The sequence below is a fragment of the Ensifer sp. PDNC004 genome (assembly GCF_016919405.1).
Lineage (GTDB): Bacteria > Pseudomonadota > Alphaproteobacteria > Rhizobiales > Rhizobiaceae > Ensifer.
Genome location: NZ_CP070353.1, coordinates 2,389,849 through 2,416,376, shown reverse-complemented (window position 1 = coordinate 2,416,376; position 26,528 = coordinate 2,389,849). Strand labels below are relative to the sequence as shown.

At 63.7% G+C, this 26,528-nt stretch carries 20 protein-coding genes and 1 tRNA gene; 15 read left to right on the top strand and 6 right to left on the bottom strand.

Features of this window, described 5'->3' with window-relative positions; genetic code table 11:
- Positions 1-330: 330 nt before the first annotated feature.
- Together pgi and JVX98_RS19960 are read right to left on the bottom strand one after the other, a co-directional pair.
- Positions 331-1,956, bottom strand: a complete 1,626-nt coding sequence (gene pgi / locus JVX98_RS19965; RefSeq protein ID WP_205237184.1) for a glucose-6-phosphate isomerase — start codon at positions 1,954-1,956, stop codon at positions 331-333.
- Between the two features lie 139 nt (positions 1,957-2,095).
- Positions 2,096-3,796 carry a long-chain fatty acid--CoA ligase gene (locus tag JVX98_RS19960; protein ID WP_205237183.1) on the bottom strand — a complete coding sequence of 567 codons (1,701 nt, stop codon included), beginning with the start codon at positions 3,794-3,796 and terminating at the stop codon, positions 2,096-2,098.
- A gap of 337 nt (positions 3,797-4,133) precedes the next feature.
- Here JVX98_RS19960 and JVX98_RS19955 point away from each other — a divergent pair, with 337 nt between their 5' ends.
- The 8 genes from JVX98_RS19955 to JVX98_RS19920 all read left to right on the top strand — a co-directional run bounded on the left by JVX98_RS19955 (position 4,134) and on the right by JVX98_RS19920 (position 15,154).
- Complete coding sequence (locus JVX98_RS19955) at positions 4,134-5,369, top strand: MFS transporter (protein WP_192447960.1); 1,236 nt, start codon at positions 4,134-4,136, stop codon at positions 5,367-5,369.
- Between the two features lie 188 nt (positions 5,370-5,557).
- Positions 5,558-6,718: an AI-2E family transporter gene (locus JVX98_RS19950; protein WP_043618916.1), complete on the top strand. Its 1,161-nt coding sequence runs from the start codon at positions 5,558-5,560 to the stop codon at positions 6,716-6,718.
- A 326-nt stretch (positions 6,719-7,044) separates the two neighbouring features.
- Entirely contained in the window at positions 7,045-7,131 is an 87-nt protein-coding gene (gene kdpF, locus JVX98_RS32710) for a K(+)-transporting ATPase subunit F (RefSeq protein ID WP_043618850.1), read from the top strand.
- 85 nt (positions 7,132-7,216) lie between these two features.
- A complete protein-coding gene (gene kdpA, locus JVX98_RS19940) occupies positions 7,217-8,926 on the top strand; it encodes a potassium-transporting ATPase subunit KdpA (RefSeq protein WP_192447958.1) in 1,710 nt (569 codons plus the stop codon).
- A 124-nt stretch (positions 8,927-9,050) separates the two neighbouring features.
- Positions 9,051-11,171 (top strand): potassium-transporting ATPase subunit KdpB, encoded by a 2,121-nt coding sequence (gene kdpB, locus JVX98_RS19935; protein WP_205237182.1) that lies wholly within the window; start codon positions 9,051-9,053, stop codon positions 11,169-11,171.
- 2 nt (positions 11,172-11,173) lie between these two features.
- Positions 11,174-11,743 carry a potassium-transporting ATPase subunit KdpC gene (kdpC, locus tag JVX98_RS19930; protein WP_192447956.1) on the top strand — a complete coding sequence of 190 codons (570 nt, stop codon included), beginning with the start codon at positions 11,174-11,176 and terminating at the stop codon, positions 11,741-11,743.
- Between the two features lie 22 nt (positions 11,744-11,765).
- Entirely contained in the window at positions 11,766-14,462 is a 2,697-nt protein-coding gene (locus JVX98_RS19925) for a sensor histidine kinase KdpD (protein ID WP_205237181.1), read from the top strand.
- Positions 14,459-15,154 (top strand): response regulator, encoded by a 696-nt coding sequence (locus JVX98_RS19920; RefSeq protein ID WP_192447954.1) that lies wholly within the window; start codon positions 14,459-14,461, stop codon positions 15,152-15,154. The genes JVX98_RS19925 and JVX98_RS19920 overlap by 4 nt, the downstream gene beginning before the upstream one ends.
- A gap of 30 nt (positions 15,155-15,184) precedes the next feature.
- Here the strand turns inward: JVX98_RS19920 and JVX98_RS19915 are convergent, their stop codons facing one another.
- Positions 15,185-16,339 (bottom strand): alpha/beta hydrolase, encoded by a 1,155-nt coding sequence (locus JVX98_RS19915; protein ID WP_371826571.1) that lies wholly within the window; start codon positions 16,337-16,339, stop codon positions 15,185-15,187.
- A gap of 299 nt (positions 16,340-16,638) precedes the next feature.
- Entirely contained in the window at positions 16,639-17,811 is a 1,173-nt protein-coding gene (gene ampC / locus JVX98_RS19910; protein WP_205237179.1) for a class C beta-lactamase, read from the bottom strand.
- Positions 17,812-18,343: 532 nt separating this feature from the next.
- On the opposite strand from ampC, the gene JVX98_RS19905 reads away from it, so the two are divergent.
- From JVX98_RS19905 to JVX98_RS19880, 6 genes are all read left to right on the top strand, one after another.
- Entirely contained in the window at positions 18,344-18,595 is a 252-nt protein-coding gene (locus tag JVX98_RS19905) for a glycine zipper 2TM domain-containing protein (protein ID WP_192447951.1), read from the top strand.
- 17 nt (positions 18,596-18,612) lie between these two features.
- Positions 18,613-18,966 carry an EF-hand domain-containing protein gene (locus JVX98_RS19900; protein WP_192447950.1) on the top strand — a complete coding sequence of 118 codons (354 nt, stop codon included), beginning with the start codon at positions 18,613-18,615 and terminating at the stop codon, positions 18,964-18,966.
- 400 nt (positions 18,967-19,366) lie between these two features.
- On the top strand, positions 19,367-20,728 hold the full coding sequence (locus tag JVX98_RS19895) for a DUF3300 domain-containing protein (RefSeq protein WP_205237178.1): 1,362 nt from the start codon (positions 19,367-19,369) through the stop codon (positions 20,726-20,728).
- Between the two features lie 21 nt (positions 20,729-20,749).
- Positions 20,750-21,706, top strand: a complete 957-nt coding sequence (locus JVX98_RS19890) for a DUF2950 domain-containing protein (RefSeq protein ID WP_192447947.1) — start codon at positions 20,750-20,752, stop codon at positions 21,704-21,706.
- A 4-nt stretch (positions 21,707-21,710) separates the two neighbouring features.
- Entirely contained in the window at positions 21,711-22,937 is a 1,227-nt protein-coding gene (locus JVX98_RS19885; protein ID WP_246764911.1) for a hypothetical protein, read from the top strand.
- Between the two features lie 91 nt (positions 22,938-23,028).
- Positions 23,029-23,700 (top strand): VOC family protein, encoded by a 672-nt coding sequence (locus tag JVX98_RS19880; RefSeq protein ID WP_205237177.1) that lies wholly within the window; start codon positions 23,029-23,031, stop codon positions 23,698-23,700.
- A 45-nt stretch (positions 23,701-23,745) separates the two neighbouring features.
- Here the strand turns inward: JVX98_RS19880 and JVX98_RS19875 are convergent.
- Positions 23,746-23,821 (bottom strand) — tRNA-Thr (locus JVX98_RS19875).
- Between the two features lie 76 nt (positions 23,822-23,897).
- Positions 23,898-24,908 (bottom strand): nitronate monooxygenase family protein, encoded by a 1,011-nt coding sequence (locus tag JVX98_RS19870; RefSeq protein WP_205237176.1) that lies wholly within the window; start codon positions 24,906-24,908, stop codon positions 23,898-23,900.
- Positions 24,909-25,249: 341 nt separating this feature from the next.
- Between JVX98_RS19870 and JVX98_RS19865 the strand changes: the two genes are divergently transcribed.
- A complete protein-coding gene (locus JVX98_RS19865) occupies positions 25,250-26,491 on the top strand; it encodes a biotin transporter BioY (RefSeq protein WP_205237175.1) in 1,242 nt (413 codons plus the stop codon).
- Positions 26,492-26,528: the final 37 nt, after the last annotated feature.

The following is a 26,528-nucleotide window of genomic DNA, read 5'->3' as shown; positions in this document are numbered from 1 at the left end:
CAGTGGGCACGCCTCCATCGCCCGTTCGACGTGGGACTGAACGAGATCGGGGCTCTCTTCGAAGACGGAAATTTAGGTCGCGGCAAAAGGCGTCTTGTCATCATTCGAGATGACATAGGCGCCTGAAGCGCCTGTCGCCAAAAGTGCGGCCGCGAGGATTGCTATACGCATCAACACTCTCCGTTGCGCGTACAACGACAGGTCAATGCCATGAGAATCGGCTAAGAAATATTGCTGCCTTTGATTGTGCGCCTGCCCAGGCCCATGGCCCCGTGCGCCGAAAGGTTGCACGGAAGGCGCGATCTGCACCCTCCGCGCTCAGCGTTTGGTCTAATGCGCAGCCTTCAGCAGTGCTGCCACCAACCCTGCCGTGGACGAGTCGTGACCTTCGGCACTTTCCTTGCCTTCGACCACCGGAAGCAGGCCGGTGGCCAGTTCCTTGCCGAGCTCGACGCCCCACTGGTCGAAGGAGTTGATGTTGAAGAGCGCGCCCTCGACGAAGACGCGGTGCTCGTAAAGCGCGATCAGGCGACCGAGCGCGAAGGGGTCGAGCTGGTCGTAGACGATCGTCAGCGACGGACGGTTGCCGGCAAAGACGCGGTGCGGGGCAATCTTGTCGGCCTTGGCGTCTGCCATGCCCTTGGCGGTCAACTGTGCCTTGGCTTCCGCAAGCGTACGGCCCTTCATCAGCGCTTCCGACTGGGCCAGGCAGTTGGCGATCAAAAGCTCATGTTGGTGGCGCAGGTTCTTTTCATGGCCGTTGGCGGCGATCATGAACTCGGCCGGAATGACGTCCGTGCCCTGGTGGATCAGCTGGTAGAAGGCATGCTGGCCGTTGGTGCCGGGCTCGCCCCAAACGACCGGGCCTGTCGAATACTCGACCGATGTGCTCTCAAGCGTCACGGCCTTGCCGTTCGATTCCATGTCGAGCTGCTGCAGGTAGGCGGGGAAACGCGACAGGCGCTGGTCATAGGGCAGGATCGCCCGCGACGGGTAGCCGAGCACGTTGCGGTGGTAGAAGCCGAGGAGGCCGAGCAGGACCGGAATGTTCTCACGGATCGGGGCGGTGCGGAAATGCTCGTCGATGGCATGGCCGCCATCGAGGAAGCGGCCGAAATTCTCCTTGCCGACCGCGATCATCAGCGGCAGGCCGATCGCCGACCAGATCGAGTAGCGCCCACCGACCCAATCCCAGAAGCCGAAGACGCGGGTGTGGTCGATGCCGAAGGCGGCGACCTTGTCGAGCGCGGTCGAAACGGCAGCGAAGTGATGGCCGACCGCAGCCTCGCCGAGCTTGCCGGCGATGAAGGCGCGGGCGGTCGCCGCATTGGTCATGGTCTCGATGGTGGTGAAGGTCTTCGAGGCGATGATGAAGAGCGAGGTTTCCGGATCGACCAGCTTCAGCGTATCGGCAATATGAGCGCCATCGATGTTGGAAACGAAGTGCAGGCGCGGGCCGTCGTGGAAGGGCGCGAGCGCCAGCGTCGCCATGACCGGGCCGAGATCGGAGCCGCCGATGCCGATGTTGACGACGTCGGTGATCTTCTTGCCGGTCGCACCTTTCAGCGCGCCCGAGCGGATGCCGTCGGCAAAAGCGCCCATGGCGGCAAGCACGCTGTTGACATCGGGCATCACATCCTTGCCGTCGACGAGGATCGGTCGGTTGCTGCGGTTGCGTAGCGCCGTGTGCAGGACGGCACGCTCCTCGGTGATGTTGATGATATCGCCGCGGAACATGGCGTCCCGCTTCTCCTCGACCTTGGCGGCCTTGGCGAGCGCCTCGAGGCCATCCAGCACCTTGTCGTTGACGGCGCATTTCGAATAGTCGAACAGCAGGTCGCCGAGCGTGGTGCTGAAGCGCGCGAAACGTTCTGCGTCGGCGGCGAAGGCCGCGCGGATATCGGTCGCGTTGGTTGCAGCGGCGGTTGCTTTGAGTTGGTCGACAAGCGCTTTCATCGCGGGGCTCCTTGGTCGGACAGGGGTGTCGGACAATCGCCTGCGTAGCTATTCGCTTTAAGTGGACCAAATCAAGACTGGAAAACCGCCGAAGTGGCGGTTTTCAGGATTTTTTAAATCGTTTGAATTTGGGAGTAGTTTACCCGCGCAGGTCCTTGCGCAGGATCTTGCCGACATTAGTCTTCGGCAGTTCGGTGCGGAATTCGACGAAACGCGGGCGCTTGTAGTTGGTGAGGTTGGCGGCGCAGTGGCGCTTGACCTCTTCTTCCGTCAGTGCTGGGTCCCGCTTGACGACGAAGAGCTTGACTGCTTCGCCGGAATGCTCGTCCGGAATGCCGATCGCCGCGCATTCGAGGATGCCCGGATGGGTCATCGCCACTTCCTCGATCTCGTTCGGGAAGACGTTGAAGCCGGAGACCAGGATCATGTCCTTCTTGCGGTCGACGATCTTGACGAGGCCGTCGGCGTTCATGAAGCCGATGTCGCCCGAGCGGAAGAAGCCATCCGGCGAAATTGCCTTGGCCGTCTCGTCCGGCCGCTGCCAGTAGCCAGCCATCACCTGCGGCCCGCGGATGCAGATTTCGCCGACTTCGCCGATCGCCAGCGTATTGCCCTGGTCGTCACGGATCTCGACGTCGGTGGACGGGATCGGCATGCCGATCGTGCCGGTGAACTCGGTCGCGTCGAGGATGTTGGCCGTTGCCACCGGCGAGGTTTCCGAAAGCCCGTAGCCCTCGGCGATCGAGCAGCCGGTCATCTGCTTCCAGCGTTCGGCGACCGGGCGCTGGATCGCCATGCCGCCGCCGAAGGTCAGCATCAGCGACGAGAAGTCGAGCTTCTGGAACTCCGCATTGTTCATCAGCGCGTTGAACAGCGTGTTGAGGCCCGGGAAGATGTTTGTCCTGTGCTTGCCGAGTTCCTTGACGAAGCCCGGAATGTCACGCGGATTGGGGATCAGGATGTTGTTGCCGCCGGTGGCAAGGCCCATCAGCGAATTCACCGTCAGCGCGAAGATATGGTAAAGCGGCAGCGCGCACATGAAGACGAGATTGTCCGGCCGGGCCCTCGAGCGGAACGCCGTCTGGAACCAGATTTCCATCTGTGCCATGTTCGACAAAAGGTTCGAATGGGTAAGCGTCGCGCCCTTCGAAACGCCGGTCGTGCCGCCGGTATATTGCAGGAAGGCGACGTCGCTGGCGGCGACATTGGGCTTGGTCAGCGTGCTGCGGCCACCCTTGGCAAGCACGTCCTTGAATGAAAGGTGTCCAGGGATCGACCAGGCCGGAACGAGCTTCTTGACGCGGCGGACCACCAGGTTGACGATCGCGCCCTTGAGGCCGAGCATGTCGCCCATAGTCGCGACGACGACGTGCTTGACCGAGGTCTTGTCGACCACCTGCTGCACGGTATGGGCGAAATTCTCCAGAACGAAGATCGCCTTGGCGCCCGAGTCGACCAACTGGTGCTGCAGCTCGCGCGGCGTGTAGAGCGGGTTGACGTTGACGACGGTGAAGCCGGCTCTGAGGATGCCGTAGACGATCACCGGGTTCTGCAGGATGTTCGGCATCATCACCGCGACGCGGTCGCCCTTGGCAAGGCCGAGTGATTGCAGCCAGGCGCCGATCCGCGCGGACTGGGCGTTGAGATCGGCAAAGGTGAGCGTCTTGCCCATGCAGGTGAAGGCCGGGCGGCTCGAATAGCGGGCCACGGCATGGTCGAAGAATTCGCCGATCGACTTGTAGGGCAGGGGGCCAATTTCGCCGGCTATTCCGGCTGGGTAGGATTTCAGCCAGATCTTGCCTGGGCTGATACCCGTCTGTTGTGCGCTGACTTCCGCCATGACCTCTCTCCCTCTGGTCGCCACAGGCTGGCCTGATCGCGGCCTGAGAAAATCCCTCCCGATCCTCTCACGCCGATGAAGATGATGCTTTTGCGACACCTCTTCAAGCTGAGATTCGGGATTATATAACTTTGACGTAAACGTCAACCAAGCTTACGGTTAACAGGCCTCTGCGAGCCTCGCGAAAAAGTATGACGAGAACCGCAAAAGCTTTGCCTGCCGCGGGAAAAACCTGTATTGCATTGCAGCATATCCCTGTTGGTCCAATCCAACATCCGTCGACATATCCCCCAGATTTTTCTCCGGCCGCAAGGCACGGCGACACTGGCCATTGCCCATGAGTGATCCCATGTGTGACGAAGCCTTCACCTCTGCCGTCGATCCGCGCCGGGCCCGCGTCTCCGCCGCCGAAGTGGCGCTCGCCGTCGGCGGCTTCGGCATCGGTACCGGCGAGTTCGCCATCATGGGTCTGCTGCCGCAGGTCGCCGAAGACGTATCGGTCTCGGTACCCCAGGCCGGCGCTGTCATCAGCGCCTATGCACTCGGCGTTGTCGTCGGTGCGCCGCTGATCGCGGTGCTTGCCGCTCGCTTCTCGCGTTTCCGGGTGCTTCTGGTGCTGATGCTGGTTTTTGCCGTCGGCAACTTCGCGAGCGCCATCGCTCCGGATTTCTACACGCTGATTGCCGCGCGCTTCTTCGCCGGTCTGCCGCACGGCGCCTATTTCGGCGTCGCTGCCCTGGTGGCGGCGGGCCTTGCCGCGCCGAACCAGCGGGCCCGCGCCGTCGGGCGCGTGATGATGGGGCTGACCATCGCCACTCTCTTCGGCACGCCGCTCGTCGCCTGGTTCGGCCAGGCGCTCGGCTGGCGCTCCGCCTTTGCCATTGTCGGCGCCATCAGCCTCCTGACCATGGCGCTCACCTTCGCCCACGTGCCGCGGGACAAGGGCAACCCGAAGGCGACGCCGCTTCGCGAACTGGGCGCGCTCGGCAAGCTGCAGGTCTGGCTGATGCTCGGCATCTGCGCCATCGGCTGCGGCGGCATGTTCGCCGTCTTCAGCTATATCACGCCGGCGCTGACCGAAGTCGCGGGCGTTTCGCTTGGCAATGTGCCGATCATGCTTTCTGTCTTCGGCGCCGGCATGATCCTCGGCAACATCGTCGGAGCACGGCTTGCCGACTGGGCGCTGATGCCGGCGATCGGCATCGCCATCGCCTTCAACATCTTTGCCTATGTGCTTTTCTATTTCACCATGGGCAATCCGTGGATCGCCATCGTCAACGTGCTCTTCATCGGCGGCGGCTTTGCCGTCGTCCCGGGCGTACAGACGCGGCTGATGGATGTCGCCGGCGAGGCCCAGACGCTGGCCGCCGCCCTTAGCCACTCCGCCTTCAATCTCGCCAATGCGCTTGGCGCCTGGCTCGGTGGTGTTTCGATCGCCGCCGGTTACGGCTGGACCTCCACCGGTCTCGTCGGCGCCGTTCTCGGCGTCGCCGGCTTCGGCATCTTTCTCGCTTCAGTCTTCGTCGATCGCGCACAGCCTGCGCGTATGGCTGCAAAACCTGCGGCGGAATGACCGGCTTTATCGAAAGAAAGCCAGGGGCTCTTGAACCCTCCTAAATTTTTCTGTCATGTCCCGCCGTTAGCGTCGACCACGGCCCTGAAACTACCGTAAAGCAGGGGCAAAGGGGCGGCGCCCGGCGCCAGACAGGCTGGCAAGGCCTCGGGTTTGTTGTAAAGTCGTCGAAAGACGGAGGATCATTGGTGCAATTGGGCAATCGTGAACGAGAGAATTTTGCCGTGGAGCCGCGGCTCCTCGGGCAAACCGCTATTTCGCGCCATGCCCTTGTCGGCCCCATGACCGCTGCCCGCTGGATGCTGGTCTTCGTTCTGCTTGCCGGCGTCTACTTCTTCCATGGTTTCGTCGTTCCGGTTCTGGCCGCCGTCGTCATCGGTTTTGCCAGCTGGCCGATCTATCGCCGGCTGCTCGCCGGTGTGAACGGCAACCGGACGCTGGCCGCCACTATCGCGATCGTCTGCGTCATTTCCTTCATCGTCGTGCCGATCTCTATCGCTGCCGTCTATGCGGTCGACGAGGTGCGCGACTGGGTCGTCTGGGCGGTCGAGACCAATGCCAATGGTGCCGTGGTGCCCGCCTGGCTGTCCGGTATCCCGGTTGCCGGCGCCTGGCTCGGTGAACAATGGGTCAAGCATATCGGCCATCCGGGTGCGCTCGGCGAACTGGTCCAGCTCGTCAGCGGCTCCAACATCGGCAATATCTACCGCGGCGTCCTGGTCGTGGGCGCGTCGACGTTCCATGCCTTCCTGACGTTGCTGTTCATGATGATCACGCTGTTCTTCGTCTATCGCGACGGCCAGTCCTTCTCCGGCCAGCTCGACAAGCTCGGCGAGCGCATCTTCCCGATGCGCTGGGAGCGGCTGTCGCGCGTCGTGCCGCTGACGATCAGCTCCACGGTCACCGGCATGGGCATCATCGCCATCGGTGAGGGCATCGTGCTCGGCGTCGCCTATTGGCTTGCCGGCGTACCGTCGCCGGTAACCCTCGGCATCATCACCGGCCTGATGGCACTGATCCCGGGTGGCGCGCCGCTCTGCTTCACGCTGGTCTCGGTCTACCTCGTCGCCAGCGGTTCGCCCGTTCACGGCCTGGCGCTGTTCACCTGGGGCACGACCGAACTCTTCATCGTCGACAAGACGCTGCGTCCGCGCCTCGTCGGCGGCCCGATCAAGCTTCCCTTCCTGCCGACCTTCTTCGGCCTTGTCGGTGGCGTGAAGACCATGGGCTTCCTTGGCCTCTTCGTCGGCCCGGTGCTGATGGCGCTGCTCGTTGCCATCTGGCGCGAATGGATGCGCGAAGTCACCGCGCCCACCGAAACGAGCGTGAACCACATCATCAAGGGCTAGGCGTCACGCCAAGCCGGCGGTCGCGGACGTGCGGTCGCCCTGGATCTGTCCGGCATCTCGCTGATAGGCCGATAACGACCGGATCCCGCGCTTATGAAGATCGTATTCCGCCTTCGTCAGCGGACCCTGGCGGGCGTCTTTATCTTTTCCTTATGCCGCCTTCCGACCATCGCAATCGATAATTGACCCGTTGCGGATGCACACTGCGGACCTCAACAGTCCGGAGAATTTGCATGTCCGATGTTCTTTTTCTTGCTGCCGGTGTCGGCGGCTTTGTCGTGTTCGCGCTTTATGCGCGCGCGCTAAGCCGGCTTTAGGAGGGCGTCATGTTCGAAGCCCTGCTCGGTCTTGCCGTCGCTGTCGCGCTTGCGGCCTACCTCGTCGTCACCCTCGTTCGCCCGGAACGGTTCTGACCCGGTCGACGGGATCGGACCCGTTGGCCGTTCGCATCAGCCGGGCGCCGTCGCACCGTCCGGCCGCCCTTAGCGGAGTAATCTCATGTCTATCATCGGGTGGCTGCAGATCAGCCTCCTCTTCATCGCCGTCCTGATCGTCATCAAGCCGTTGGGGCTTTACATGGCGCGGGTCTTCTCCGGTGAACGCAACGTCTTTTCGCCCGTCCTCGGCCCCGTCGAGCGCGGCCTTTATCTTGCCGCCGGCGTCGATCCGAAGAAGGAGCAGGGCTGGCTCGCCTATACGATGTCGATGCTTGCCTTCAGCCTCGCGGGCTTCGTCTCGCTCTACGCGATCCTCCGGCTGCAGGCCTATCTGCCGATGAACCCGCAAGGTTTCTCGGGCATGCCGTCCGACCTCGCCTTCAACACGGCGGCCAGCTTCGTCACCAACACCAACTGGCAGAACTACGGCGGCGAAACCACGCTCAGCCATTTCAGCCAGATGGCCGGGCTCACGGTGCACAACTTCGTCTCGGCTGCGACCGGCATCGCCATGGCGCTTGCCGTCACCCGCGCCTTCGCCCGCTCGAACGCCTCGACCGTCGGCAATTTCTGGGTCGACCTCACCCGTTCGACGCTCTACGTGCTCCTGCCGATTGCCGTCGTCATGGCGCTTGCCATGGTCTGGAGCGGCCTGCCGCAGACCTTCCACGCCGATCTCACCGCAACCACGCTCGAAGGCGTCAAGCAGACGATCTCAGTCGGCCCGGTCGCAAGCCAGGAAGCGATCAAGCAGCTCGGCACCAATGGCGGCGGCTTCTTCAACGTCAACGCCGCCCATCCGTTCGAAAACCCGACGGCCTTCTCCAACTATCTCAACATCTTCTCGATGCTGTCGATCTCGGCGGCGCTCGTCTACACCTTCGGCCAGATGGTCGGCAACCGCCGCCAGAGCTGGGCCTTCATCGCCGTCACCGGCATCCTGCTGATCTCCGGCGTCGCGGTCGTCTACTGGGCTGAAGCCCAGGGCAACCCCATCCTGACCGCCCTTGGCCTCGATGCCGCCCAGGGCAACATGGAGGGCAAGGAAGTTCGCTTCGGCCAGGCGATGACGGCGCTCTATGCGGCTGTTACGACGGGTCTGTCGGATGGCGGCGTCAACAGCATGCACGGCTCGCTGACGGGCCTCGGCGGTCTCGTGCCGATGTTCCTGATGCAGCTTGGCGAAGTCCTGCCGGGCGGCGTCGGTTCCGGTCTCTACGGCATGGTCGTCTTTGCGATCCTCGCCGTCTTCGTTGCCGGCCTGATGGTCGGCCGTACGCCGGAACTGCTCGGCAAGAAGATCGAAAGCCGCGAGATGAAATACGCGATGTTCGCCGTCCTCATCCTGCCGGCAACGATCCTCGGCTTTGCCGCCGTCTCCGCGATGCTGCCCTTTGCTGTCGCCAGCATCGGCACGGCGGGTCCGCATGGCCTGTCGGAAATCCTCTACGCCTTCACGTCGGCGGCCGGCAACAACGGCTCGGCTTTCGGCGGGCTCACCGGCAACACACCCTGGTACAACACGACGCTAGGCTTCGCGATGCTGCTCGGCCGCTTCGCCTATGCCGTTCCGGTGATGGCGATCGCCGGCTCGATCGCGGTCAAGACCCGCGTACCGGCCTCCAAGGGTACCTTCCCGACCGACACGCCGCTCTTCGTCGGCCTGCTCGTCGGCATCATCCTCATTCTCGGCGGGTTGCAGTTCTTCCCGGCGCTCGCGCTTGGTCCCATCGTCGAGCATCTCTCGATGCTTGCCGGTCAGACCTTCTAGAGCGGGATGAGGAAAAGTGTGTGCGGTTTTCCGCCCGCATCCCGCTCTAACTTATTAGAAACGATCACGTTTATGGTTTGGGTCGACTAGACCCAAACCATCGCGATCTAAAGGAATTCGACACATGTCTTCCAAACCCATCGCTCCCAGTCTTCTGGACCCGGCGATCCTGCTGCCGGCGATCAAGGCGGCGTTCGTCAAGCTCGACCCGCGCCAGCTCGTGCGCAATCCGGTGATCTTCGTCACCGAAGTGGTCGCCGCCGTCGTCACCGGCCTCTTCGTCCGTGATCTCGTAACCGGCGGCGGAGGCGCACTCTTCTCCGGCCAGATCGCTGCCTGGCTCTGGTTCACCGTGCTCTTTGCCACCTTTGCCGAAGCCGTCGCCGAAGGTCGCGGCAAGGCCCAGGCCGACAGCCTGCGCCGTACCAAGTCCGAGCTGACGGCGCGCAAACTCGTCGCCGACGAAGGCCGTGAGACCCAGACGATCCCGGCGACATCACTCAAGGTCGGCGACCTCGTGCTTGTCCAGGCCGGCGAACTGATCCCCGGCGACGGCGAAGTCGTCGAAGGCGTCGCTTCCGTCAACGAGAGCGCCATCACCGGTGAATCGGCGCCCGTCATCCGCGAATCCGGTGGCGACCGCTCGGCTGTCACCGGCGGCACGCAGGTGCTGTCAGACTGGATCAAGATCCGCATCGCCGTCGCACCGGGCGACACCTTCGTCGACCGCATGATCGCTCTGATCGAGGGCGCGCAGCGCCAGAAGACCCCGAACGAGATCGCCCTTTCGATCCTGCTTTCGGGCCTGACGCTGATCTTCCTCGTCGCCGTCGTCACGCTCTGGGGCCTTGCCGGTTATTCCGGTACCGTTCTCTCGGTCACCGTGCTGGCCGCGCTTCTGGTAACGCTGATCCCGACCACCATCGGTGGTCTGCTTTCGGCGATCGGCATCGCCGGCATGGACCGTCTGGTCCGCTTCAACGTCATCGCCACCTCCGGCCGCGCCGTCGAGGCTGCCGGCGACGTCGATACGCTGCTGCTCGACAAGACCGGCACTATCACCTTCGGCAACCGCATGGCCGCCGACTTCATGCCGGTGCCGGGCGTTACCGAGGCCGAGCTTGCCGATGCCGCACTGCTTGCAAGCCTTGCCGACGAAACGCCGGAGGGTCGCTCGATCGCAGCGCTCGCCACCGGCGAATTCGGCCGCCAGGCGCCAGACGTGTCGCTTCCGGTGTCCGACAAGAGTGAAGTCGTGGCGCTTGCCGGCGGCGGCGGCGGCGCAAGCCGGGCCGGTGCGACCCGGATCGACGCGGTCATTCCCTTCGCTGCGGAAACGAGGCTTTCTGGCGTTGACTTCGGCGGTCGCCGGCTGCGCAAGGGTGCCGTCGACTCGATCCTGAAGTTCACCGGCATCCGCGACGAGAACGTGCCGAACGAGTTTCGCCGCGCCGTCGATCAGGTCGCCCGCACCGGCGGCACCCCGCTTGCCGTCGCCGACGGTCCACGCCTGCTCGGCGTCATTCACCTGAAGGACGTGGTGAAGCCCGGCATCAAGGAACGCTTCGCCGCCCTGCGCGCCATGGGCATCCGCACGGTCATGGTCACCGGCGACAACCCGGTGACAGCGGCCGCCATCGCATCTGAAGCCGGCGTCGACGACTTTCTCGCCGAAGCCACCCCCGAGGACAAGCTTGGCTATATCCGCAAGGAACAGCAGGGCGGTCGTCTCATCGCCATGTGCGGCGACGGTACCAACGACGCGCCGGCGCTCGCCCAGGCCGATGTCGGCGTCGCCATGCAGACCGGGACGCAGGCCGCCCGCGAGGCCGCCAACATGGTGGACCTCGATTCCAGTCCGACGAAGCTCATCGAGATCGTCGAGATCGGCAAGCAGCTGTTGATGACCCGTGGGTCGCTGACGACCTTTTCGATCGCCAACGACGTTGCGAAGTACTTCGCCATCATCCCGGCGCTGTTCATCACCACCTATCCGGCCCTGGCCGCGCTCAACGTCATGGGCCTCGCCTCGCCGCAATCGGCGATCCTGTCGGCGGTGATCTTCAACGCGCTCATCATCGTCGCGCTGATCCCGCTGGCGCTGAAGGGCGTCAAGTACCGGCCGGTCGGTGCGGCAGCACTCCTGCGTCGCAACCTGCTCGTCTACGGCCTCGGCGGCATTGTCCTGCCCTTCGCCGGCATCAAGCTCGTCGACCTTGCCGTCAACGCACTCAATCTGGTGTAACCATGCTGAACCAACTTCGCCCCGCCATCGTGATGATCGTGCTTCTGACCGCGATCACCGGCCTTGCCTATCCCTTCGCCATCACCGGCGCCTCGCAGGTGCTGATGCCCGCCCAGGCAAATGGCAGCCTCATCGAAAAGGACGGCGCCCTCATCGGCTCCGCCCTCATCGGCCAGAATTTCACCTCCGACAAGTATTTCTGGCCGCGGCCCTCCGCGACCGGTCCGGAAGCCTACAATGCCGGCGCTTCGAGCGGCTCCAACCTCGGCACCACCTCGGTCAAGCTGAAGGATCGCGTTGCAGCCGATGTCGAGCGGCTGAAGGCGGCCGGCGTCAACGGTGAAATTCCGGCGGATGCGGCGACCACGTCAGGCTCCGGTCTCGACCCGCACATCACGCCGGCCTTTGCCGAAGCCCAGGTTGCCCGCGTCGCCAAGGCGCGGGGCCTGAGCGAAGCGGACGTCGCCGGCCTGGTTTCCAGGGCGACGGAGGAACGGCTGTTCGGGGTCGTAGGCGAGCCGCGCGTCAATGTGCTAGAACTCAACCTGGCCCTTGATGCGCCCCGAACCTGATTCCTCACGCCTGAGATCATGAATGCCCGACAGTGAACGCGACGCCAAAAGTCGCCCGGATCCAGACGCATTGCTGGCGCTTGCCGCGCAGGACCGCCGGGGAAAGCTGACCGTATTCCTCGGTGCCGCTCCCGGCGTCGGCAAGACCTATGCGATGTTGTCGCGGGCCCGCCGACTGAAGGACGACGGCATCGATATCGTCGTCGGGCTGGTGGAGACGCATGGGCGCAGCGAGACCGCAGCGCTCATCGATGGATTGGAAATACTGCCGCGCCGCGATGTGAACCATCGCGGCCGCGTGCTGTCGGAGTTCGACCTGGATGCCGCCCTTGCGCGGCGTCCGAGGATCATCGTCGTCGACGAACTGGCCCATAGCAACCCGGCCGAAAGCCGGCACCCCAAGCGCTACCAGGACATTGAGGAACTGATCGCCGCCGGCATCGATGTCTGGACCGCGCTCAACATCCAGCATCTCGAAAGCCTCTCGGACATCGTCGCCCAGATTACTGGTGTTCCCGTGCGCGAGCGGGTGCCGGATACTGTGCTGAAGCGGGCCGACGAGGTGCTGCTTGTCGATCTGCCGCCGGCCGAGTTGATCGAGCGCCTGAAGGACGGCAAGGTCTATCTGCCCGACAGCGCCAAGCGCGCCGTCGATCGCTTCTTCCGCCTCGGCAACCTGACGGCGCTGCGCGAACTCGCGCTCCGGCGCACGGCCGACCGGGTCGACGACCAGATGGTCGACTACCTCAAGCAGAACGCGATCGAAGGCATCTGGGCGAGCGGAGAGCGCCTGCTCGTCTGCATCGGCCCCGATCCGCTGTCGGAAAAAGTCGTGCGTACCGCAAGCCGGCTTGCTGAGGGCTTGAACGCACCGTGGATCGTCGTCTTCATCGAGCGCGCCGACCGCGAGAGCGGCGACGGCGAGGATGTGCGCCGGCTCGACGAAACCTTCCGCCTTGCCGAACAGCTCGGCGCCGAAACCCGTCGCATCGTCGGCAATGATTTTGTCGAGGAAATCCTGAAGCTCGCGCGCCGCGAGCATGCGACGCAGATCGTCATCGGCGCGCGCCGCCAATCCTTCCCGATGCGGTTCTTCCGGCAGTCGCTTCCCGATGCCCTGGCCGAGCGCGTGTCCGGCATCGGCATCTACCTCGTTACCGATCGCGAGACGACGCCCGTCAAGCGGCGATCAAAGAGGAAGAGGACGCTGCCGCCGGGAACCGGGCGGGCGATCGGCATCGCTGCCGGATCGGTCGCCATCTCGACCGGTGTCGGCCTGCTGCTCGGCCGTTTCGTCGTCCTGCCCAACATATCGCTGCTTTATCTGCTCGCGGTGCTGGCGTCCGCGACCTATGCCGGCCATATCGCGGCGATCGCCGCAGCGCTGTTTTCGGTGCTCGCCTACAATTTCTTTTTCATCAAGCCGACCGGCACCTTCACCATCGCCGAGCCGCACGAGGTTTTCGCGCTCGTTGTCTTCCTGGTCGCCGCGGCACTCGCGGGCAGCCTCGCCTCCCGCGTGCGCGAGCAGGCGAAGGCAGCGCGGCAGCGTGCCGCCGCGACCCAGGCGCTTTATGATTTTTCCCGCAAACTTTCCGGCACGGCCAAGCCGGACGACGTGCTTTGGGCGGCGGTCACGCAGATGCAGTCGACGCTGAAACGCAGCGCCGCCCTCTTGTTGCCCGCAGAAGGCGACCTGCAGCTGAAGGCAGCCTGGCCTCCGGACACCGAGCTTGACGTCACCGACATCATGGCTGCACGCTGGGCGATGGACAAACGCGAGCCGGCCGGCAATGGCACCGGCACGTTGCCGAACAGCCCCTTCCACTTCCGTCCGCTGACAAGCCCGCATGGCGTCGTCGGCGTCTGTGGCTTCGTCCAGGCGGACAAGCCACTGGAGATCAACGAAGAGCGGGCACTGGCGGCGATCCTGGACCAGACGGCGATCGCGGTCGATCGGGCGCGCCTGTCGCGCGAAAGCCTCGACCAGGCGGCCAAGCTCGAAGGCGAACGCTTCCGCGCCGCTCTTCTCTCATCCATCTCGCATGACCTGAGAACCCCGCTTGCGACGATCACCGGTGCCGTCACCAGCCTGCGCCAACTCGGCGACCGGATGCCGCCGGAAAGCCGCGACGACCTGTTGCAGTCGATAGAGGAGGAGGGCGGTCGGCTGACGCGCTTTGTCGCCAACCTGCTCGACATGACCCGCATCGAGGCCGGCACCGTCAACGCCAAGCGCGATTGGGTCGATGTCGCCGACGTCGTGCGAGCCGCCGTCGATCGCGCCCGCAAGTATTTCCCGGACCGCGAGGTCGAAACCAGCATTGCAGCCGACCTGCCCTTGATGCGCGGCGACAGCGTGCTGCTCGGCCAGGTGCTGTTCAACCTGCTCGACAATGCCAACAAGTATGGCGGCGACGAGCCGATCAGCATCTATGCCCGTACTGAAGGCAGCGAGATCGTGCTGTCGGTAACCGATCTCGGCAAAGGTATCCCGCCGCGGGATCTCGAGCAGGTCTTCGAGAAATTCTTCCGCCGCGGCAAGGCCGACGGCCGCACGCCGGGAACGGGGCTGGGGCTGTCGATCGCCAGGGGCTTCGTCGAGGCGATGGGCGGACAGATCAAGGCGGAAAGCCCGGCGCTTCGCCGCCGCGGCACGCGCATTTCCATGCGCTTTCCCGCCGCCAAGGCTGAAATTTCCGAAAAGGACCGTGCATGAGCGTGGAGCGTATCCTCGTCGTCGACGACGAACCCCAGATCCAGCGTTTCCTGAAACCCGCGCTGAGTGCCGCCGGCTATGACGTTCGCGAGGCGATGACCGGTGCCGAGGCGCTGAAGGCGGCCGCGACGATGGCGCCGGATGTCGTCATACTCGATCTCGGCCTGCCGGACATGGACGGCAAGGAGGTCATCGCCAACTTGCGCGGCTGGTCGCAGGTGCCGATCATCATTCTGTCGGCCCGCGACCGGGAAAGCGAAAAGATCGCCGCACTCGATCTCGGCGCCGACGATTACATCGAAAAGCCCTTCGGCATCGGCGAACTGACCGCCCGCATCCGCGCGGCCCTTCGCCACCGGGTACAGATGGAAGGCGGCCAGACGCAGCTGTCCGCCGATGGCGTTTCGATCGACACGATCAAGCGGGTGGTGACGAAGGACGGCGAACCGGTGCGGCTGACGCCGAAGGAATACGACCTCCTGGTGATGCTGGCGCATCACGCCGGCCGGGTCGTCACCCACAAGACGCTGCTCACCTCGGTCTGGGGCGTGGCCCATGGCGAAGACCTGCACTATTTGCGCGTCTTCATCGGGCAACTGCGCGGGAAGATCGAGCGCGATCCGGCCGACCCGAAGATCATCCGCACCGAGCCCGGCGTCGGCTACCGCTTCGTCGGCGACGACGACGGTTGACGGGGTCACCGCCAACGGCCGCTGAGACCCTTACTTGATCTTCACCGGCGTCGGCATGTCGGTCGCGAGCGTGTCTCCGACGACCACCTTCTTCTTCTTTGCCGGTTGCGGGTTTTCGAGGATCGACACAGGCGCCGAGACCGTTACGGCCGCGACGTTGCCGACGTTTCTGGCCGTGCCGGCGACGACTGCCGCGATGCCGGTTCCGACCGAGATGTCAGAGTCGGTCAGCGTCTGTCCCGTGGCGAGCCGCGTGCCGATCAACTGAACGATTTCAGGACTTTCAGCGAACTTTCCGTGGTGCAGGCCGTCCTCAGACTTAACCTTCGTCAGGTCGATGGCGGTGATGCCGGCGCGTTCCAGCTGGGTCCGGTAGGGCTCTGCCGACGGGTCGATTGCGCCGAGGCGAGAGACGTCGCCGGAGATGAAGCTCGAAAGCGCCAGCGCCCGGTCGTCCTGCGAAACGAAGATCGTGAATTTCGGCCGCTTGTGGCCCATCTCGACAAACTGCTTGGCAAAGACGTCGAGATCGATATCCGGCGAAGCAAGAATGACGTTCTCGATCTTCGACGGCACGTTGCCGTCGCGGATACCCATCTGGCGCAGCGATTCCATCGTCAGCCAGGTGCCCATGGAGTGGGCGAGGATGGTGATGCTCTTGACCTTCGGTGCGTCGGAAAGCTTCTTCAGAATGTCTTCAAGGGCCGTGCGCGAATAGTTCGTGCTTTCCTTGTCGTAATTGTAGTCGAACACGTTGGCGCGCGAAGGCCAGGTGAAGAGAACCGGTGTCGCTTTGACGTCCGAATCGTGGACGATCTGCGCCAGCCGGTAGACCGAATCCTCGTAGCGGTTGTTGAAGCCGTGCACGAAGACGAAGGCGTTGCCGCCGATATCGTGCTGCAGGAACCAGGACTTGGCCTCGTCGAGCGACCTGAGTTCATTCACCCGCGTGACGGCGAATTCCTTGGCCGGATCCGGCGGCAGCTTGCGCGGCCATTGTACCGTGCCCGACTTGCGTGCTGTTTCCGGCGGGATCGAAACCGCGACGTCGGTTAGGAAGGTGTTGGCGTCGCGCTCGCCGGAAAAGAGTGTCGCCGGATCGCCCGAGGGTTCGCGCGTGGTCGCCACAAGCATGTCGACGGTGGAGGCGCCTGGAACCGGAGCGGTCAGCGCGACAGGCGCCATCACGCCCTTGGCATGGCCGCCGCAGCCGGCAAGCAGCGTCAAGGCTGCAAGCACGAAGATTGTCCGCCCCCTGCCTGCACGTTGCCGATGTAGCGAACTCTGAACTCCCAACCACTCGAACATCGGCATCCCCACATACGCCTGAACTCGACTGCATCTGATCGCGCTTTCGCGAAACGCAGATGACAATACTCGGCGCTAATATGCAAGCAGGCCCTGATTGAAGATTCGCTACAGAGTTGTTGATGGATGTCGTTTCCCGTGTCGCGGGCTCGCCGCGGCACGGGAATTTTCCGCCGTTACTTCGCTCTCGCTTCGAGCGCCGTCAGGATCGCGTGGGCCGCCTTGATCCTCTCGGGGATCGGAATGTTGCGGTTGGCAAGCAGCAGGATGCCGATCTTCTTTTCCGGCACGAAGGCGACATATCCACCGAAGCCGTTGGTGGAGCCGGTCTTGTTGTAGAGCGTCGAACCGTCGGGTTGCCTCGGCGGGCTCAATGCCTTGACCGGGTTGCTCTTCAGGGCCATGTCGCGCGAGTTGCCGTCGAGCAGCCGCTCCACCGAAACCGGGTAGGGGTACTGCTCCCAGCCGAGCCCCTGCACCATCTTGCCGCTGTCGAAATACCCCACGTGAGTGGCTTCGATCGCCTTGCGGATAGGCCCGTCCAACTGTTCAGGCCGGATGTTGGCCTCGACGAAGCGGATCATGTCTGCCGCCGACGACTTCACCCCATAGGCCTCCGCGTCGAACGTTCCGGCAGTGACGCGGATGGGCTTGTCAGCCTTGCCGTAGCCCCAGGCGTAGCTGCCCATCTGGCTGTCTGGAACGCGGACATAGCTGTGCTTCAGCCCGAGCTTGGGAAAGATCTCGCTTTCGAGGACCGCGCTGAAGTCGCCGCCCATCGCCAATGCCGCGGTGTGGCCGAAGAGGCCGATGCTCGGGTTGGAATAGCGACGCTTCTTGCCGGGCTTGGCTTCCGGCTTCCACGTGCTGAAATAGTCGACCATGTCGGCGTCGCTCTTGACCGCGTCGGGGAACTGCAGCGGCAGCCCGCCGGCGGTATAGGTGGCGAGATGGAGGAGGGTCGCCTTGTCGATCGCCGTGCCCGCAAGGGCCGGCATGAATTTGCCGGGATGGTCGGCGAACGAGAGCTTGCCGGTTACCTGCGCATAGGACGCCAGTGTCGAGGCGAAAGTCTTGCTGATCGAGCCGAGTTCGAACAGCGTATCTTCGGTGACTGGAGCCTTCGTTTCCTTGGAAGCGACGCCGTAATTCATGAAGTAGCGCTGGCCGTCAACGGTCACCGCGACGGCGATGCCCGGCACCTTGTGTTCGTGCATGACAGGGCGGATTGCCTTGTCCACGACGGCGGCAATCTGGGCCCGATCGCCGCCTTCGGCGAGCGCGTTCGACGCCAGGGCTGCAAGGGTTGCAGTAGCAAGGCCTAATCTAATTGTCGCCAATCTGTCCATTCGATGTGTTCTCTCTCGATAGGTGTTTTGTCGGTGGCGCGGGCATTGGGGGGCGTGCGGCCACGGTCGGAGATGGGTGTCGGATCGAGTCGGCGCTTTACCAACCCCTTTTTCCTGTCAGGCCATGGAGACCTGCAAGGGGAGCCCAAAAGGACGGCAAAGAGCTAGACCGCCCGGTCCGACGGCACAAATGACGATATTTCGAGGGAGACCCTAGAAAATCTAAGGCGAGATGTCGCGCCGGGGGAGACGATTTTCAGGGGGCGAAGGCGGCGGCGAGGGGCGTTGGCGCCGTGCATTCCATAAAATTGCGTGGTCCGTTGTCATTGCGGGCGCTCGGGCGTAGTATTCGCCGGCAGTTTAAGGCCTCGTTGTTGCCAGGCTGCATTTTTAATCCACGAGCTGCTTCTGATCGAACAGAAGAGTCTCCCCGATTCCGGGGGCATATTCGGAAGCTTATTTACATCCGACGCCAATCAATGGCGCCTCCGCCGATCTCTATTGCAATCAGACGGCCATATTGGAGGATAAAATGAGCAAGCAGACCATAACTCTCATTCTTGCCGGCGCCCTAGCCTTATCGGGGTGCCAATCAGCCTATGTGTCCAAGAGCGGTCCGACCGGCAACGAATTCGGCTGCATTGCCGGAACCGTTGGCGGGGCCATCGTCGGCGGCCTGATCGGCTCGACGATCGGTTCAGGTACCGGTCAGCTTTGGGCGGTTGGTGGCGGAGCGACGCTTGGCGCTGCTGCCGGCAATGCGCTGGCATGCCGCTATTATTGATCAAGGAACAAAGCAGGATGAAGAAAATCGTTCTTATGAGCGTGCTTGCGCTCGGCCAGATCACACCGGCGATCGCGCAGCAGCAGGCTGCGACGATGAATCAGGGACAGATGAGCGCGCTCGACAGCAACAAGGACGGCGCGATCGAGCGGTCCGAGTATGAGGCCTTCATGTCGAACGCCTTCGTCAATCTCGACAAGAACAAGGACGGAAACCTGACCTCCGACGAGACGAAGCAGGCGCTGAACGCTCAGCAGTTTGCCGCCACCGATACCAACGGTGACGGCAAGATCAGCCGGAACGAGTTCCTGGATCGGGTCATGGCGGACTTCAAGACCGCCGACCGAAGTGGTGACGGTGCCCTGAAATGACGCGCGGTGCCGGAGCCGACCACCATGAATTTCGATCGTCCCGGCTGCCGGCACAGGCTCCGGCCGACAGCCATCGCGCAAGAAAGGAGGCGTGCGCGCTGATATGGCCTCATTTTCCGGTTGCATTTGCCGGACGTTCTGTTTCTCTTAGCTAAAATTCACCGGCAACTGGCCACCTGGCTGCCGGTGCTCATGCCGCTCTTCCTGATTGTCCCATTCGGCTTTCTGACAAGCGACTTGGCTCCCAATGCAAGCATCCGTCTTGCGCAAGGGTACGTCGACGACGGTGAATGGGAATTCTCGCGATTGCTCCGCCGGCCGCATGGCCGGCGCCTTGACGTCCAAGCCGGGGGATTTCCCGGGCTCGTTTGTTGATCGTTGTGCCTGGATAGGAGAGACCATGTTCGACCGACCTCGTTCTTTGCGTGCGCCGACGGTGGCATTGCTTGCCATGCTGACGGGTTCGTTTGCAGTGAGCACTGCGTTGGCGCAGGAGCAGGCCGCCACCCAGGCGGCGAGCGAAGAGGCGCCGCAGCCACTCAGCGAAGACGAACTCGAGGTCCTCGTCGCGCGCATTGCGCTCTATCCCGACGAACTCGTCGCGCTCGTGACCTCCGCCTCGCTCTATCCGCTGCAGATCGTCGAGGCGGAGCGCTTCCTGGAGGTTTCCAAGACCAAGAAGGATATGAAGCCCAAGGACAGCTGGGACGGCAGCATCGTTTCGCTGCTGAACTACCCCCAGATCGTCAAGATGATGAGCGACGACCTCGACTGGACCCAGTCGCTCAGCGACGCGCTCGCCTACCAGCAGCAGGATGTGCTCGTCGCCATCCAGCAATTGCGCGACAAGGCGGTCGCCGACGGCGTCATCAAGTCGGACGACAAGGTGGTGGTGAAGCAGGAAAACAACAACGTCGTGATCCAGGCCGCCGATCCGGAAAAAATCTACGTCCCGCAATACGAGCCGCAGATGCTCTATGATCCGGGCTATCAGCCGGCCCCGATCGCCTATTATCCCGAGCCCTACCCGAACTACTACTATCCGACGGCAACCTTCTTTGCCGGCGTGGTCACGGGCGCTGCCTTTGCCGCGGTCGTCGACTGGGACGACTGGGGCGTCTGGGGCGGACGCTGGAACGGCGGCGATGTCGATATCGACTGCAACAACTGCTTCAACAACGTCAACGGCAAGGTGAAGTTCAACGACGTCGACTGGAAGAATGTCGATCGCAGCAAGATCAGCTTCGACAAGAACCAGTTCGCCAAGATCGATCGCACCTCGATGGAGCGGGACTTCAAGTCGGCGAAAGGCAACAACATCGCCAACCGGGCGAAGGTGGCCCGCTCCGACCAGGTCGGCGCGGCGGCAAACAGGGCCGGTAGCCGGGTCTCGGTCGACGATGTCCGCAAGAGCAAGGTCGAGGCGCGCCAGCGCGAAAATGTCGGGCGAGCCAACGCAGCTCCTGGCGACCGCAAACCGGGCAACCAGGTCAAGGCAAGGCCCGACGGCGCCGGCAAGGTCGGCAATGCCAAGCCCGCGGCCCGGGCCGACCGGCAGGTCGCCAAACCGAAACCGGGTGGCAAGGTCGATCGTGGCGGCGGTGGCAAGCCATCGGCGCTCGGCCAGGTCCAGAGTGGAAGGGTCACCAAGGTCCAGTCGGACCGCGGCCGGCAGGCGCTCGGCGGCGGCCAACGCGGTGGTGGCCAGCCGCATCGCGAAATCAAGCGCGGTGGCGGTGGCGGCGGCGGACGGCACCGGTAACTGAAGGAGAGGAGAACGAAAATGACCAAGCGCGTACATCATCTGCTCCTGTCCTCCATAGCTGCCGCCGTGCTCGTCAGCGGTTCCGCGACGTTCGCGTCGGCGCAGGATGCCGCGGCGCACACGCCGCTCTCCGACTACGCGGCAGCAAGCGATCCGCCGGTGTTCGACACGCCGGAACAGGCGATCGACGCCTTCAAGTCGGCCGTCGCTTCCGGCGATTTCGACAAGCTCGCAAACCTCGTCGGCCTTGATGCCGCCAAGGCCAAGACGAGCGACGGCGTCATGGATGCCTATGCCGATATCCAGGCAGGGGTGAAGAAGAAGGTGGCGGTGCAGGATGTCGAGAACCGCAAGGTTCTGGAGATCGGTGAGGTGCTCTGGCCCTTTCCGTTCCCGATCGCCAAGGGCAAGGACGGCAAGTGGGCCTTCGACACCTATGTCGGGCTCGAGGAGATCGCCAATCGCCTCGTCGGCCGCAACGAACTCGACACGATCGCGACGGTCCGCGCCTATGTCGAGGCGCAGGAGGAATATGCGCTCGAGGATCATGACGGCGACGGCGTTCTCGAATACGCGCAGAAGCTGATCAGCAGCGAGGGCAAGACCGATGGGCTCTACTGGCCCGCCGGCGAAGGCGAACCGCAAAGCCCGGCCGGCGAAGCGCTCGCCGATGGCGCGGTGCTTGCCAAGGCGCAAGCCGGCAAGGGCTACTTCGGCTATCGCTACCGGGTGCTGACGAGCCAGGGCGATAACATCGCGGGCGGCAAGTTTGACTACATCATCAACGGCAACATGATCGCCGGCTTCGCGCTCGTCGCCTGGCCGGTGCGATACGGCGCGACGGGCGTTCACACCTTCGTCGTCAACCGCAACGGAACCGTCTACCAGGCCGATCTCGGCGACAAGACCGAGAGCGTTGCCAACGGAATCCGGCAGTTCAATCCGAACGACAACTGGCAGGTCGTGGAGGATTGATGCGGTGGACGGAGCGGACCCAGGCGCCAAGACATCCGGCAGCGACGCGGCGGATGCCGCGCCGGCGTCTCGGCAGGGAAGGATCGCCGAGTTCCTCGCCGCCCATGGCGGGCCGTTCTTCGAGCTTCAGGCCCGGCTGAAGCTGCTACATGCAAACGCGCTGCAGTCGGGCAAGCGGGCGCTGGTTTTCGTGGCGCTCGCCTGGGGCGTGCCTTTCTTGCTGAGCCTGCCGGGGAGCTTTCCGCTGGAGCAGGGCGCCTTCCTGAGCGACCCGGGCGGCTGGGCAAAGTTCTTCATTGCCATTGCCGCCTTCGTGCTGGCCGAACAGCAGGTTGAACGCGGCCTGCGCATCAAGCTCGGCCAGTTTTCGCGCGCGCCGCTGATCGCCCCGACCTCGATGCCATCAGCCGCGCGCGCGATTTCCGACGCACTGAAGCAGCGCGATTCCGGGCTCGCGGAAGCCGTCTGTCTGGCTCTCGCCGCGGTCGCGGCGCTGCTTTCCTTCTTGAATTTCCATACGTCGCCCGCCTCGTTCTGGGCCGTCGAGCATGCGGCCGAGGGCAACCGGATTACTGCGGCGGGCTGGTGGTCGATCTGTGTCAGCCTGCCCTTGTTCGTCTTCCTGTTCCTGCGTGGGGTCTGGCGGCACCTCGTCTGGGCGCGGCTGTTGCGCAAGATCGCCCGGCTGGAGCTTCGCCTGGTCGCGACCCATCCGGATGGCAAGGGCGGGCTCGGCTTTCTGTCGCAATATCCGAACGCCTACATGTTCTTCGTCTTCGGCATGAGTGCTGCGATCGCTGCCGCGGTCATGAAGCACCTGCTGCAGGAAACACTGTCGATGACGACCTTCAGCATGATCATGAGCGGCTGGCTCGCGATCGTCGTCGCGTTCTTCGCCCATCCGCTGTCGGCCTTCTCGAAGCCTCTGGCGCAGTTGAAGGAGAGCGGGCTTTTGATGCTCGGCGTGCAGGCGACGCGCTTCCAGCGCGCCGCCGAACGCAAGGTGCTCGGTCGCAACGTGGCTGCCGATCCGGGCCCGGAACCGGAAGAGGAACTGGCCGATCCCGGCAAGCTCTTCGACGCGACCAGCAAGCTCTCGACCGTGCTCATCAGCCGGAGCGCCGTCGTCCCCGTTGCCGCCGCCGCCCTCATCCCCTTCGCCGTCGCCGGCGCAACCAGGTTGCCCTACAAGGAAGTCTTCTCGGTGCTGAAGAAGCTGCTGCTGCTTTGATCAGGCACTGCCATCGGCGCCAGTCTTGACCTCAAGTTGGCTTGAGGTCGTATCCGTCACGAGTCACTCACTCGCGATAGGATCAGGCTCCATGCGCATCCGTAAACTGACATTGCCAACGTCCGATGTTTCGAAAAGCGTTGCCTTCTTTCGAGACCTGCTTGAGTTGCCGGCGACCGAAAGTTCGATCCGCGTCGGATGGAGCGAGATTCGCCTGGTTCCTGCGATCGGCGAGCCGCCGCGCGGTGTCCATCTGGCGTTCAATGTGGGCTATGAGCGGTTTGATGCCGCAATATCATGGTTGAAGCAACGCACCCCGCTGCAACGCGTGCCGGAAAGCGGAGAATGCGCGGTGCTGGAGGGCGATTGGCAGTCGAAATCCGTCTATTTCGAAGGTCCCGACAATGCGGTTCTCGAACTGATCGGCCGCCGCAGGCTCGCTGGCGCTTCCCAAACAGGACCCTTTGGCGGCTCGGACCTGGACTGCGTCAGCGAGGTCGGTGTTCCAGCCGACGATGTTTTCGGCACCGCTGCCGAATTCGCCCGTACGTTCGCGGTGACCACTCTTGGGCAGGCCTCACCCAGCTTTGCCGCCATTGGTGACGACGAGGGACTTCTGATCGCCGTCGCCCCAGACCGGCCGTGGTTCCCGGAGCGGCGCCAGTTGCCGAGTGCGAAGGGCCTGGAAATCTTACTTGAAGGCGTGAAAGCGCCAGGAATGCTGGCGAACTCTCTCGGCGGCTGGAAGGTTCACGCGGTATAGCCTGCGTTCGCGAAGTAAAGGTCGGTTTGATTTATGGGAGAGAAGTGGTGCCGCTTACGTGACTCGAACACGTGACCCCATCATTACGAATGATGTGCTCTACCGACTGAGCTAAAGCGGCCCGGAGGCAGTTCCGCGGACGTCCGCGGAACGAATGTGAGGCGCTGATAAACGCAAAGCGCCGAGATTTCAAGCCATCAGTTGCGAGAACTTGAAAATTCCTTGTTGGCTGTCACTGCGGGTGTGGGATGCAGGCCGAGGCGGGTGCGGGCCGCGTCGTATTCGCGCTCCAGCCGGTCGACCATGCGGGCGACGGATGTCACTTCCTTGACTGCGCCGATGCCCTGGCCGCAGCCCCAGATGTCCTTCCAGGCCTTGGCGCCATCAGTCGCTGCGCCGAAATCCATCTTCGACGGGTCGGCCTCGGGCAGGTTTTCCGGATCCATGCCGGCGGCCGAGATCGAGGGCTTCAGGTAGTTGCCGTGGATACCGGTGAAGTAATTGGAGTAGACGATGTCGGCCGCATTGCTGTCGACGATCATCTGCTTGTAGGCGTCGCTGGCGCGTGCTTCCTCCGTCGCGATGAAGGGCGAGCCGATATAGGCCATGTCGGCGCCCATCGCCTGGGCCGCGAGAATGGCGCTGCCGGTCGCGATCGCACCGGAGAGAAGCAGCGGCCCGTCGAACCAGGAGCGGATTTCCTGGACCAGAGCGAAGGGGGACAGGGTGCCCGCATGGCCGCCGGCGCCGGCAGCAACTGCAATCAGGCCGTCGGCGCCCTTGCGGATCGCCGAATTGGCATGGCGATTGTTGATGACGTCATGAAGCACGATGCCGCCATAGGAATGGATGGCGGCATTGACCTCCGGCACGGCGCCGAGCGAGGAAATGACGACCGGCACCTTGTACTTGACGCAGAGCATCAGGTCCTGCTCGAGCCGCGCATTGGACTTGTGCACGATCTGGTTGACTGCAAAGGGGGCGGCGCGCCGGCCCGGATTCTTGGCATCGTGATCGGCGAGCGTCTCGGTGATCTCCGCCAGCCATTCGTCGAGTTGCGATTGCGGGCGGGCGTTCAACGCCGGGAAGGCGCCGATCACGCCGGCCTTGCATTGCGCGATCGTCAGCTGCGGGTTGGAAATGATGAACAGGGGGGCGCCGACAACCGGCAGTCTCGTCGTTCCGGAAAGAATTGGCGGAAGCGGCATCGGTTTCTCCATCCCTCAGTAAGGCGCGCCAAATTTTTGACGTTTGCGTAAACGTCAAAATAGATAGCAGCAAGTTCGCCGCTTGCAAAGGGCGGCTTGACCGCGATGTCGCCGCCTCTTTTTCGCGCAGGCGCGGCCAAGCAAAGCGTTTTCCCCCGCCTTGGCCGGCAGCGCCCGTCGCCGGACTTGCGGATTTTGGCAGCAGCGGTTACGCAATTGTTAACAAAACCAACGGCGTGCCTCCAGATTTAACCCTTATGCCCTTGCGGTTGGATCGAGAGCGGTGGTGAACCGCGGCGCGCCGGCAGGTCCAAAGCCCTGCCTACACAGAAGGACTTGATGTGAGCGGACTTGAGACTGCAATCAGAAATGCCCTTGAGCGCTCCGATCGCACCAATGCGGAAACGCGGGCGCGCATCTATCAATCTGCCCGCCAGGCGCTGGAAACCGGACTGCAGAAGCAGGGTATCGAGGATGGCAACGTCATCGCCCAGCAGCGCCATCGGCTCGAAGCCGTCATCCATGCGATCGAAACGGAGGAAAGAGCGGCGCTGAGGACGCGACAGCCGGCACCGCCCGTGGTCAGCCTCGACGATGCTGCGCGGGCGCGCGGGGCCGCACAGCCGCGGGTCGAGCCGCAAGTCCGGTCACAGCCCCAGGCGCAGGCCCAACCTCAACCCCAGACCCAGACACCGCCGCAGAGCCAGCCACATGCCCCGGCAACGGGACGTCGGGAGCCCGGCTTTGCCGCTGACGCGCCGCGTCAGGCGGCGAGCGACGGCGGTCTCGGTGGTCTCGGCGGTCTGCGCGCCGATCGTGACGGTCCGGTGGTGTCGACGCGCGCAGCCGCCGAGAGCAAGGCGGATGCTGGTGAAGCGACGGGCCTTGCGCCGACGGTCCGCGGAGATACGCGCAAGCGCCGGCGCAAGCGCAGCCGCTTTTTGTCCTTCACCATGGTGGTTCTCACGCTTGCAGCCGCAGTCGGGGCCGCCGTCTGGTGGGTGCAGACCAACGATCTCCTGAAATCCGCCGCCGAGCGCGACACCAATGTCGCCAATCCTCCGGCATCGGTTGCCTCCGAAAACTTCGATGGCGCCGCCGGATTGCAGACGCTGGGTGCCCAGCAGGGATTCACCGGTGACTGGGTGGAGGTCTTCAAGCCGACGGAAACCGGTGCGATCGCGCCCGGGGCGCAGGCCAAGGTCGAGCCAGTAGACGACGAAGGCGGGCGGCGTGTCTTGTTGACCTCGCAAGTCGCCGACGCGGCTGGGGACATCACCATCGAGATCCCGGCCGCGGTTCTGGCCGAACTCTCCGGCAAGACGTCGACCCTGGCGCTGACCGTGCAGGCCGAGCCCGGCAAGACCACGGAGTTTGCCGTCGAGTGCAATTTCTCCTCGCTCGGCGAATGCGGCCGTTATCGCTTCACCGTACATGACGAGCGGATCGACATGTTGTTCAAGGTCACCTTCGACCGCAGTCTGGCGCCGAGTTCGCCCGGCCAGATCGTGATCAACAGCGATATTACCGGCGAGGGCAACAGCCTCAACCTCTACGCCATCCGCGTCCTGCCGGGGCAATAAGGCCGGTCGCCAAGGCTTTTCGAGACAGGGCGGCAGG

What these genes read in the sequence shown, in the direction of transcription:
- JVX98_RS19890 (WP_192447947.1), top strand. Translation starts at nt 20,750, where the DNA reads ATGACCAAGCGCGTACATCATCTGCTCCTGTCCTCCATAGCTGCCGCC.
- JVX98_RS19915 (WP_371826571.1), bottom strand. Translation starts at nt 16,339, where the DNA reads ATGGCGCCTGTCGCGCTGACCGCTCCGGTTCCAGGCGCCTCCACCGTC.
- JVX98_RS19960 (WP_205237183.1), bottom strand. Translation starts at nt 3,796, where the DNA reads ATGGCGGAAGTCAGCGCACAACAGACGGGTATCAGCCCAGGCAAGATC.
- JVX98_RS19905 (WP_192447951.1), top strand. Translation starts at nt 18,344, where the DNA reads ATGAGCAAGCAGACCATAACTCTCATTCTTGCCGGCGCCCTAGCCTTA.
- JVX98_RS19925 (WP_205237181.1), top strand. Translation starts at nt 11,766, where the DNA reads ATGCCCGACAGTGAACGCGACGCCAAAAGTCGCCCGGATCCAGACGCA.
- kdpA (WP_192447958.1), top strand. Translation starts at nt 7,217, where the DNA reads ATGTCTATCATCGGGTGGCTGCAGATCAGCCTCCTCTTCATCGCCGTC.
- JVX98_RS19870 (WP_205237176.1), bottom strand. Translation starts at nt 24,908, where the DNA reads ATGCCGCTTCCGCCAATTCTTTCCGGAACGACGAGACTGCCGGTTGTC.
- JVX98_RS19880 (WP_205237177.1), top strand. Translation starts at nt 23,029, where the DNA reads ATGCGCATCCGTAAACTGACATTGCCAACGTCCGATGTTTCGAAAAGC.
- JVX98_RS19900 (WP_192447950.1), top strand. Translation starts at nt 18,613, where the DNA reads ATGAAGAAAATCGTTCTTATGAGCGTGCTTGCGCTCGGCCAGATCACA.
- JVX98_RS19895 (WP_205237178.1), top strand. Translation starts at nt 19,367, where the DNA reads ATGTTCGACCGACCTCGTTCTTTGCGTGCGCCGACGGTGGCATTGCTT.
- pgi (WP_205237184.1), bottom strand. Translation starts at nt 1,956, where the DNA reads ATGAAAGCGCTTGTCGACCAACTCAAAGCAACCGCCGCTGCAACCAAC.
- JVX98_RS19920 (WP_192447954.1), top strand. Translation starts at nt 14,459, where the DNA reads ATGAGCGTGGAGCGTATCCTCGTCGTCGACGACGAACCCCAGATCCAG.
- ampC (WP_205237179.1), bottom strand. Translation starts at nt 17,811, where the DNA reads ATGGACAGATTGGCGACAATTAGATTAGGCCTTGCTACTGCAACCCTT.
- kdpF (WP_043618850.1), top strand. Translation starts at nt 7,045, where the DNA reads ATGTTCGAAGCCCTGCTCGGTCTTGCCGTCGCTGTCGCGCTTGCGGCC.
- kdpB (WP_205237182.1), top strand. Translation starts at nt 9,051, where the DNA reads ATGTCTTCCAAACCCATCGCTCCCAGTCTTCTGGACCCGGCGATCCTG.
- kdpC (WP_192447956.1), top strand. Translation starts at nt 11,174, where the DNA reads ATGCTGAACCAACTTCGCCCCGCCATCGTGATGATCGTGCTTCTGACC.
- JVX98_RS19955 (WP_192447960.1), top strand. Translation starts at nt 4,134, where the DNA reads ATGAGTGATCCCATGTGTGACGAAGCCTTCACCTCTGCCGTCGATCCG.